Here is an 8,401-nt window from a genome sequence, read left to right as displayed (position 1 = left end):
ATCTCGTCCTCCGCCTGGAAGGTCCGCACACCGAAGTTCTTGTGCTTCGACAGCTCGTGGAGGATGTCCGAGGCCGGGGTGATCGGGTACGAGCCCAGGTAGAGCGGCAGGTCCGCCTGCTTGCTCGCCGCGATCAGGCCGTAGGAGAGGGCCAGGTTCCCGGAGATGTTCCGGTACGTGCCCGCCGGGAAGGCCGAGCTCGCCGGGGCGACCTCGTACGAGACCGCGAAGTCCTCCGTCGTCTCGCCGAAGTTCCACCCGGCCCGGAAGGCCGCGATGTTCGCCTCCGCGATGTTCGGCTTCTTGGCGAACTTCTGCCGCAGGAAGCTCTCCGTACCCTCCGTGGGCCGGTGGTACATCCAGCTCAGCAGGCCCAGCGCGAACATGTTCTTGCTGCGCCCGGCCTCCTTGCGGGACAGGCCGAAGTCCTTCAGCGCCTCGATCGTCAGCGTCGTCAGCGGCACCGGATGGACCCGGTAGCCGTCCAGCGACCCGTCCTCCAGCGGGGAGGTCTCGTACCCGACCTTCGCCATGGCGCGCTTGGCGAACTCGTCGGTGTTGACGATGATCTCGCCGCCGCGCGGCACATCGGCGATGTTCGCCTTCAGCGCCGCCGGGTTCATCGCGACCAGCACGTTCGGCGCGTCGCCCGGGGTGAGGATGTCGTGGTCGGCGAAGTGCAACTGGAAGCTGGAGACGCCGGGCAGGGTGCCGGCGGGCGCCCGGATCTCGGCGGGGAAGTTGGGAAGAGTGGAGAGGTCGTTGCCGAACGACGCAGTCTCCGAGGTGAACCTGTCACCCGTGAGCTGCATTCCGTCACCGGAGTCACCCGCGAAGCGGATGATCACCCGGTCAAGGCGGCGGATCTCTTTCTCGCCGGCGCGCCTGCGCTGCTCGCCGACGAGGGCCTCATCGGACCCGTTGACCTCATCGGCCTCTTCGGCCGGGCTACTGACCTGGCTGGTCACTGAACTGGACCTCCCTCGAGGCGGTTCCTCGGGCCCGACCGGCCGACCGGCCGACCCACTGGCAACCCTACGACCGTAAGGGTCGCCTTCCCTGGACCGCTCACATGTCGGACCTCGTTGTGGGACGCCGTGGCGTCCTGGTTTGTGGCGCTTTCCCTTGTCCCCGGGGCCTTCGGGGCCGACTCTCCCGGCTCATTCTTTGGTCCTAGGACCGCTGTGCGGAGGGGGCGGACAGCGTGTCGGCGTGGGATCTCGGCGTGGGATCTCGTCGGGCGTGGCTGCGGCGTGGCGGCGGGCGTGCGCGGCCACGCCGCTCACGGTGCGGACGTGTCCGTCCGGCCGCTCACGAGTTGAGATACGTCAGCACCGCGAGCACCCGCCGGTGGTCCCCGTCGCTGGGGGAGAGCCCGAGTTTCTGGAAGATGTTGCTGACATGCTTCTCCACCGCTCCGTCGCTCACCACGAGCTGCTTCGCGATCGCCGAGTTCGTGCGGCCCTCGGCCATCAGACCGAGCACCTCGCGCTCACGGGGAGTGAGGCCGGCCAGCACGTCCTGCTTGCGGCTGCGGCCCAGCAGCTGCGCCACGACCTCCGGGTCCAGGGCCGTACCGCCCTGCGCGACACGCACCACGGCATCCACGAACTCCCGCACTTCCGCTACCCGGTCCTTGAGTAGATAGCCCACCCCCCGGCTGCTGCCGGCCAGCAGTTCCGTGGCGTACTGCTCCTCCACGTACTGCGACAGGACCAGCACCCCGACGCCGGGATGCTCGTGGCGGAGCTGCACCGCCGCCCGCACCCCCTCGTCCGTGTGCGTCGGCGGCATCCGTACGTCCGCGACCACGACGTCCGGCAGCGCGTCCTGCGCCGCCAGTTCGCCGATCGTCTTGATCAGCGCCACGGCGTCCCCCACTCCGGCGACCACGTCGTGCCCCCGGTCGGTCAGCAGCCGGGTCAGGCCCTCCCGAAGCAGTACCGAATCCTCGGCGATGACCACCCGCACCCTGTCCTCCACAGCCTTGAGCCCCCTGTTGACCTGTTGACCTGTTGATGCGATTCGTACTTCCGCCTGCGCACTCCAGCATCGCAGGATCGGAGCGCGCTGGGGCCTGTGCCGCGTTTTTGCCGGTCACCGCATCGGGGGACGCAGAAGGGGGCCGCAGGGTTGCCGCGGGGGCGACGGGGGCGACGGGGCTTCGGCCGCTCGGGGGAGCCTGGTGGTCAGCCGCGTACAGCCGGGTCGGTGTCAGCCGCGCCAGGGGAGCTCGGCGGTCACCGTCGTCGGCCCGCCGGGCGGCGAGTCGAGAGTGAAGAGGCCGTCCACGGCGTTCAGCCGTTCGGCGAGGCCGGCCAGGCCGCTGCCGGCCGTCGTGTCGGCGCCGCCCCGGCCGTCGTCGGTGACCTGGAGCATCAGCCGGTCCTGCGAGCGCCACACCTCGACGGAGGCGCGGGTGGCGCGGGCGTGCTTGCTGACGTTCTGGAGCAGCTCGGAGACGGTGAAGTACGCGATGCCCTCGATCGCGGCCGCCGGCCGCCGGTCCAGGTCGACCTCCACCGTCACGGGAACGGCGCACCGCGAGGCCACGGCCGACAGCGCCGCGTCGAGCCCGCGGTCGGTCAGTACGGCCGGGTGGATACCGCGCGCCAGGTCGCGCAGCTCCTGCAGCGCCACCTTCACCTCACCGTGCGCCTCGTCCACCATCCGTGCGGCGGCCTCCGGGTCCTCGGCCAGCTTCTCCTTCGCGAGACCGAGGTCCATCGCCAGGGCCACCAGCCGGGCCTGGGCGCCGTCGTGGAGATCGCGTTCGATACGGCGCAGGTCCGCTGCGGCCGTGTCGACGACGACGCCGCGGTCCGACTCCAGCTCCACGACGCGGGTCGCCAGCCGGGACGGCCCGAGCAGCCCGGTCACCAGCAGCCGGTCGACACCGGTCAGCGCGCGCATCACCCACGGGGTGGTGATCGTGAGCACCAGCCCGACGGCGCTCGTCACGGCGATCTCGAACGGGGTGTCCAGATAGAAGTTGTGCGTCCCGTCCCCGTACAGCTGCAGGCCGTCGACGCCGCCCCACATCGGGAAGACCCACTGCCAGAGCGGGTAGAGCAGCAGCGACCAGCCGGTCACCCACAGGGTCACCGAGACGCAGAACCCGAAGACCGCCCACGGGAAGTGGAGCAGGGCGTAGAGCAGGTGACGCCACGACGCCCCGCTCTTGAGGGTGCCGGCCATCCACGCGACGAAACCGTTCTTCCTGGCGCCCGCGGGGCCGAGCACCGGCTCCGGCCCGGCCACGTCCACACCGAGCAGCGCCCGGGCGCGGGCGCGCTCCAGCGCCCCGTAGCCGCGCAGCACCGACAGCGAGAGAGCGAACACCGGGATGCCCAGGAACGTGACGAGCAGGCCGGCGCCGAGCGAGGTCATGGTGACCGCGAACACGAAGACGGCGGTGGCGAGCGGCAGGCTCAGCACCAGGTAGCCGAACTCCCGCCAGGTGCGGCCCTCGAAGGGCGCGCGCAGTACCGGAGGGAGGAAGTGCTCCCGGCGGGCCGCCGGGGGGCCGTAACCGTAATCCGTGGCCATCAGGGTCGTCCGTTCTGGGATGCGGGCTGTCATGACTCCAGCGTGGTGCGGCGGCGCGGCCCGCACCATGAGGGCGGTCTCCGTCTTGACGGGGGGTTTTCCCCACCGTGCCGGGGCCGGGCCGGGCCGGGCTGGGCGTGGTGGTGCGCCGGTGCGCCGGTGCGCCGCGCACCGGTGGGGGTGGGGCGGTCCGTCAGATACGGGATGTCCTGAGTGCTTCATGGGACCCGTGGGCCCCCTGAGCGGCCTCACGCGCGCGCCACGGGAGCTCGGCCGTCACCGTCGTCGGCCCGCCGGGCGGCGAGTCGAGAGTGAAGAGGCCGTCCACGGCGTTCAGCCGTTCGGCGAGACCGGCCAGGCCGCTGCCGGCCGCCGTGTCGGCGCCGCCCCGGCCGTTGTCGACGACCTGGAGCATCAGCCGGTCCTGCGAGCGCCACACCTCGACGGAGGCGCGGGTGGCGCGGGCGTGCTTGCTGACGTTCTGGAGCAGCTCGGAGACGGTGAAGTACGCGATGCCCTCGATCGCGGCCGCCGGCCGCTCGTCCAGGTCGACCGTGACGGTGACCGGAGCCGTACAGCGGGAGGAGACGGAGGAGAGCGCCGCGTCGAGGCCGCGGTCGGTCAGTACGGCGGGGTGGATGCCCCGCGCCAGGTCGCGCAGCTCCTGAAGGGCGAGCTTCACCTCGCCGTGCGCCTCGTCCACCATCGCGGCCGCCGCGTCCGGGTCCTCGGCCAGCTTCTCCTTCGCGAGACCGAGCCCCATCGCCAGCGCGACCAGCCGGGCCTGGGCGCCGTCGTGGAGATCGCGTTCGATACGGCGCAGGTCCGCCGCGGCCGTGTCCACCACGACGCCGCGGTCCGACTCCAGCTCGGCGATGCGGCGTTCCAGTTCGTCGGACGGCGACAGCAGGCCGCGCACCATGGCGCGGTCCGCGTTGGACAGTCCGCGCGCGATGAAGGGGAGCACCGGCCAGAGCACGAACAGGCCCACCGTCATGACGGTGAAGGTGACGACACCCCAGGGCAGCCGGATGACCGAGTACAGCACCGTGCGCCAGGCCACCGGGTCCTTCAGACGGGACCACACCGACAGGATCAGGCCGTCCCCGTGGCCCGGGCCGGGCAGCGGGCTCGGCTCGTCGACCCGTACGCCGAGCAGCGCCCGGGTGCGGGCCCGCTCCAGCCGTCCGAGCAGGCGGGCGCCCATGAGCGCGAGGGCGAGCAGGGGAAGCCCGACCACCGAGAGGGTCAGTCCGGCGGAGGTCGTGATCGTGACCGTCACGTAGACGAACCCGAGCAGCGCGGCCGGCAGATTGGCGAGCAGATGCGCGATCTCCTTCCACGTGTGGCGGTCGAAGGCGAAGCGCGCAGGCGGCGGCCGGTCGTCGTCGGGGGTGGTGATGCTCGCGGTCATGAGGGCCAGCCTGCCGGGCCGGAACGCCGTACGCCATGGGGTACATGGGTGGGGCGCGGTGGGGATAACCCCACCCGGGCCGCCCGATGCGTGACCGACTGCTTACGCTCTCTATAGCAGGGCCTAGACTCCCGTGCGTACAGATCGTGCGACTGGTGAGGGAGCGAGGGGACGGACGTGCCGGAACCGACCGTGATCGTGCTCGCGACGGAATACTTCCGCGGCTACTCCGTCATCGGGCTGCTCGCGGTGCTCGGCGTGCTGTTCGTCGCCGTCGCGTTCACCGCCGGCCGACTGCTGCGACCGGTCGCACCGACGCCGGAGAAACTGCTCACGTACGAGTGCGGAGTCGATCCGGTGGGTGAGGGCTGGGCGCACACCCAGGTCCGCTACTACGTGTACGCCTTCCTTTATGTGATCTTCGCGGTCGACTCGATCTTCCTCTTCCCGTGGGCGACGGTCTTCGCCGCCGACGGCTACGGCGCGACGACTCTCGTGGAGATGTTCATCTTCCTCGGCTTCCTGGCCGTGGGACTGCTCTACGCATGGAAGAAGGGGGTCCTGACATGGGCGTGACCCCGAATCCACACCCGAATCCGGCCTCGGACGCGGTGCCGGCCCTGGACCCGGTGCCGCTGCCGGAGCCGCGGCGACTGGGCGCGCTGGCGCGGCTGGCCCCGGAACCGATGAAGGTGGTCCTCAACTGGGGCCGCCGCTACAGCCTCTGGGTCTTCAACTTCGGACTCGCCTGCTGCGCCATCGAGTTCATCGCCGCGTCGATGGCCCGGCACGACTTCATCCGGCTCGGCGTGATCCCCTTCGCGCCGGGGCCGCGCCAGGCGGACCTGATGATCGTGTCCGGCACGGTGACGGACAAGATGGCTCCCGCGGTGAAGCGGCTGTACGAGCAGATGCCCGAGCCCAAGTACGTCATCTCCTTCGGTGCGTGCTCCAACTGCGGCGGCCCGTACTGGGACTCGTACTCGGTGACCAAGGGCGTCGACCAGGTCATCCCCGTCGACGTCTACGTCCCCGGCTGCCCGCCCCGGCCGGAGGCGCTGCTCCAGGGCATCCTCAAGCTCCAGGAGAAGATCGCGCACGAGTCGCTCGGCGAGCGCTACGGGCCCGGCGGCGACACCCGCGGCGCGCGTACGACGCCCACCACGGCGCTGCGGAGCGGCCTGGTCGCACCGCCGTCCGCCTCGCCCGGCACGGAGGGGGAGCGGTGAACGCGCACCCCTACGACAGCCTTCCCGACGCCGTCACCGAGATCTTCGGCGAGGAGGCGACGGCCGAGCGGACGTACGAACTCCTCACGGTCGACGTCCCCGCCGGCTCCTGGATCGCGGCACTGGAGATCGCCCGCGACAAGCTGGGCTGCACCTACTTCGACTGGCTCAGCGCCGTCGACGAGCCCGGCACCGGCTTCCGCGTCTGCGCGCACGTCGTCTCGCTGGAGGGCCGTACGGTGCGGCGGCTGCTGATCCGTACGACCGTTCCGCACGCCGCGCCGTCGCTGCCGTCCGCCGTGGACGTCTACGCGGGCGCGAGCTGGCACGAACGCGAGACGCACGAGATGTTCGGCGTCGACTTCACCGGCCATCCGAACCAGGTGCCGCTGCTGCTGCCGGAGACCTTCGAGGGCCATCCGCTGCGCAAGGACTTCGTGCTGGCCGCACGGGTCGCCAAGGCGTGGCCGGGCGCGAAGGAGCCGGGCGAGTCCGAGCACGGTGGGCCCAAGCGCCGCCAGATGCTGCCGCCGGGCGTCCCGGACCCGAACGAGTGGGGGCCGCTCAAGGGCCAGCTCCCGCCCGCCCCGGCCCGGCCCGCCCGCGGGCGGGCAGCCGCGGCGGGTGCGGGTGCCGCAGGCACCGGCGAACGGCCGGCCCGCCGTGCCCGGAGCGTCTCCGAAGGCTCGGCGAGCCAGTCCCCGGCGACCCCGCGCCGTGCCCGCAGCGCGAGCGAGGGCTCGGCGTCCCAGGCGGATTCCGCGGCGCCGGCGGGGCCGGCGGCTCCGTCCGGGCCTGCGGCACCGTCTGCGCCGGCCGGTGCGACGGACGCGGCGCAGACGCAGGCGGGCTCGCGCAGCGCGGACGCACCCTGGCACCACGCCCGCCCGGCCTTCGGCGACACCGGCACCGAGGCGCCTGTCGACCCTGGGGCCTCCACCGGTGAGACCGGCTCGGCAGGAACCGGCGCCGAGGGACCGGCACCGGCGCCGGACGCCGCCGGGCAGGACGAGGCGCCCGCTTCCGAGGCCTCCGTGCCCGAGGCGCCCGCGCCCGGACCGGACGACGCATCCGCGCCCGAGGCGCCCGCCTCCGAGGCCCCCGTGCCCGGACCGGACGACGCCTCCGCCTCCGACGACGCTCCCGAGCGCGGCGCTTCACGACCAGAAACCGACCGGCCCGCGTCCGGGTCCGACGACGGACCCGATGACGAGCCGAACCGACCCGCCGGAGGCGAGCCCGCGTGAACGACGTACTGGACGTCGCCCTCCGGCTCCTCGTGGTCTTCGCCGTGTTCCTCGTCCTCCCGCTCGTCATCGGGCAGACCGAGCACAAGGTGATGGCCCATATGCAGGGCCGCCTCGGTCCCATGTACGCCGGTGGTTTCCACGGCTGGGCCCAGCTCGTCGCGGACGGTGTGAAGTTCGCGCAGAAGGAGGACGTGGTCCCGGCCGAGGCCGACCGCCGTGTCTTCCAGCTCGCTCCCGCCGTCGCGCTGCTTCCCTACCTCCTCGTCCTCGTGGTGATCCCGATCGGCCCGAGCGAAGGCGCCGTCGGTCAGGTCATCGACGCCGGCATCTTCTTCGTGCTCGCCGTGATGGGCGTCGGTGTGCTCGGCTCCCTCATGGCGGGCTGGGCGTCGGCCAACAAGTTCTCCCTGCTGGGCGGTCTGCGTACCGCCGCCCAACTGCTCGCGTACGAGCTGCCGATGCTGCTGACCGCCGCCTCCGTCGCCATGGCGGCCGGGACGGTCTCGCTGCCCGGCATCCTGAACGCCTTCGAGTGGTGGTGGCTGCCCTGGCAGATCGTGGGCGGGATCGTCTTCTTCGTCGCGGGACTCGCCGAGCTGCAGCGCCCGCCGTTCGACATGCCCGTCGCCGACTCCGAGATCATCTTCGGCGCGTACACCGAGTACACGGGGCTGCGCTTCGCGCTCTTCCTGCTCGCCGAGTACGCGGGCATCGTCGTGCTGTGCGGACTGACCACCGTCCTCTTCCTCGGCGGCTGGCACGGCCCGTTCGGCGAGGACGGCCTCGGCTGGGTGTGGACCCTGCTCAAGACCGCGGTGCTCGCGTTCCTCATCATCTGGCTGCGCGTGTCCTACCCCCGGATGCGCGAGGACCAGCTGCAGAAGCTCGCCTGGACCGTCCTCATCCCGCTCGCCCTCGCCCAGATCGCCCTCACCGGCATCGTCAAGGTGGTGATCTAG

At 71.8% G+C, this 8,401-nt stretch carries 8 protein-coding genes; 4 read left to right on the top strand and 4 right to left on the bottom strand.

From position 1 onward, the window contains the following. From ACWD01_RS13245 to ACWD01_RS13230, 4 genes are all read right to left on the bottom strand, one after another. Window positions 1-968, bottom strand: a 968-nt coding sequence (locus tag ACWD01_RS13245; RefSeq protein WP_451161111.1) for a 2-oxoacid:acceptor oxidoreductase family protein, incomplete at its 3' end; no start/stop codon positions are given. Between the two features lie 343 nt (window positions 969-1,311). Further along, entirely contained in the window at window positions 1,312-1,971 is a 660-nt protein-coding gene (locus tag ACWD01_RS13240; protein ID WP_451161126.1) for a LuxR C-terminal-related transcriptional regulator, read from the bottom strand. A 243-nt stretch (window positions 1,972-2,214) separates the two neighbouring features. After that, complete coding sequence (locus tag ACWD01_RS13235) at window positions 2,215-3,549, bottom strand: sensor histidine kinase (RefSeq protein WP_451161124.1); 1,335 nt, start codon at window positions 3,547-3,549, stop codon at window positions 2,215-2,217. A gap of 193 nt (window positions 3,550-3,742) precedes the next feature. After that, window positions 3,743-4,963 (bottom strand): sensor histidine kinase, encoded by a 1,221-nt coding sequence (locus ACWD01_RS13230; RefSeq protein ID WP_451161109.1) that lies wholly within the window; start codon window positions 4,961-4,963, stop codon window positions 3,743-3,745. 177 nt (window positions 4,964-5,140) lie between these two features. Between ACWD01_RS13230 and ACWD01_RS13225 the strand changes: the two genes are divergently transcribed. From ACWD01_RS13225 to ACWD01_RS13210, 4 genes are read left to right on the top strand one after another with little or no spacing between them, the layout of a single operon-like run. Then, the gene (locus ACWD01_RS13225; RefSeq protein ID WP_356898638.1) at window positions 5,141-5,539 is read left to right on the top strand and encodes an NADH-quinone oxidoreductase subunit A; all 399 of its coding nucleotides are present in this window, start codon (window positions 5,141-5,143) and stop codon (window positions 5,537-5,539) included. Next, a complete protein-coding gene (locus tag ACWD01_RS13220; RefSeq protein ID WP_451161107.1) occupies window positions 5,530-6,192 on the top strand; it encodes an NADH-quinone oxidoreductase subunit B in 663 nt (220 codons plus the stop codon). Before ACWD01_RS13225 ends, ACWD01_RS13220 begins: the two co-directional genes overlap by 10 nt. Beyond that, a complete protein-coding gene (locus ACWD01_RS13215) occupies window positions 6,189-7,439 on the top strand; it encodes an NADH-quinone oxidoreductase subunit C (RefSeq protein WP_451161105.1) in 1,251 nt (416 codons plus the stop codon). The genes ACWD01_RS13220 and ACWD01_RS13215 overlap by 4 nt, the downstream gene beginning before the upstream one ends. Then, window positions 7,436-8,401, top strand: a complete 966-nt coding sequence (locus tag ACWD01_RS13210; RefSeq protein ID WP_451161103.1) for a complex I subunit 1/NuoH family protein — start codon at window positions 7,436-7,438, stop codon at window positions 8,399-8,401. The genes ACWD01_RS13215 and ACWD01_RS13210 overlap by 4 nt, the downstream gene beginning before the upstream one ends.

The organism is Streptomyces sp. NPDC002835 (assembly GCF_053591995.1).
Note: the sequence above shows the minus strand (reverse complement) of the source record. Positions and strands in the feature narration are given on the sequence as shown.

Excerpts from the sequence above, each read along its gene's own strand:
- ACWD01_RS13235 (WP_451161124.1), bottom strand. The coding sequence starts at position 3,549 with ATGGCCACGGATTACGGTTACGGCCCCCCGGCGGCCCGCCGGGAGCAC.
- ACWD01_RS13230 (WP_451161109.1), bottom strand. The coding sequence starts at position 4,963 with ATGACCGCGAGCATCACCACCCCCGACGACGACCGGCCGCCGCCTGCG.
- ACWD01_RS13220 (WP_451161107.1), top strand. The coding sequence starts at position 5,530 with ATGGGCGTGACCCCGAATCCACACCCGAATCCGGCCTCGGACGCGGTG.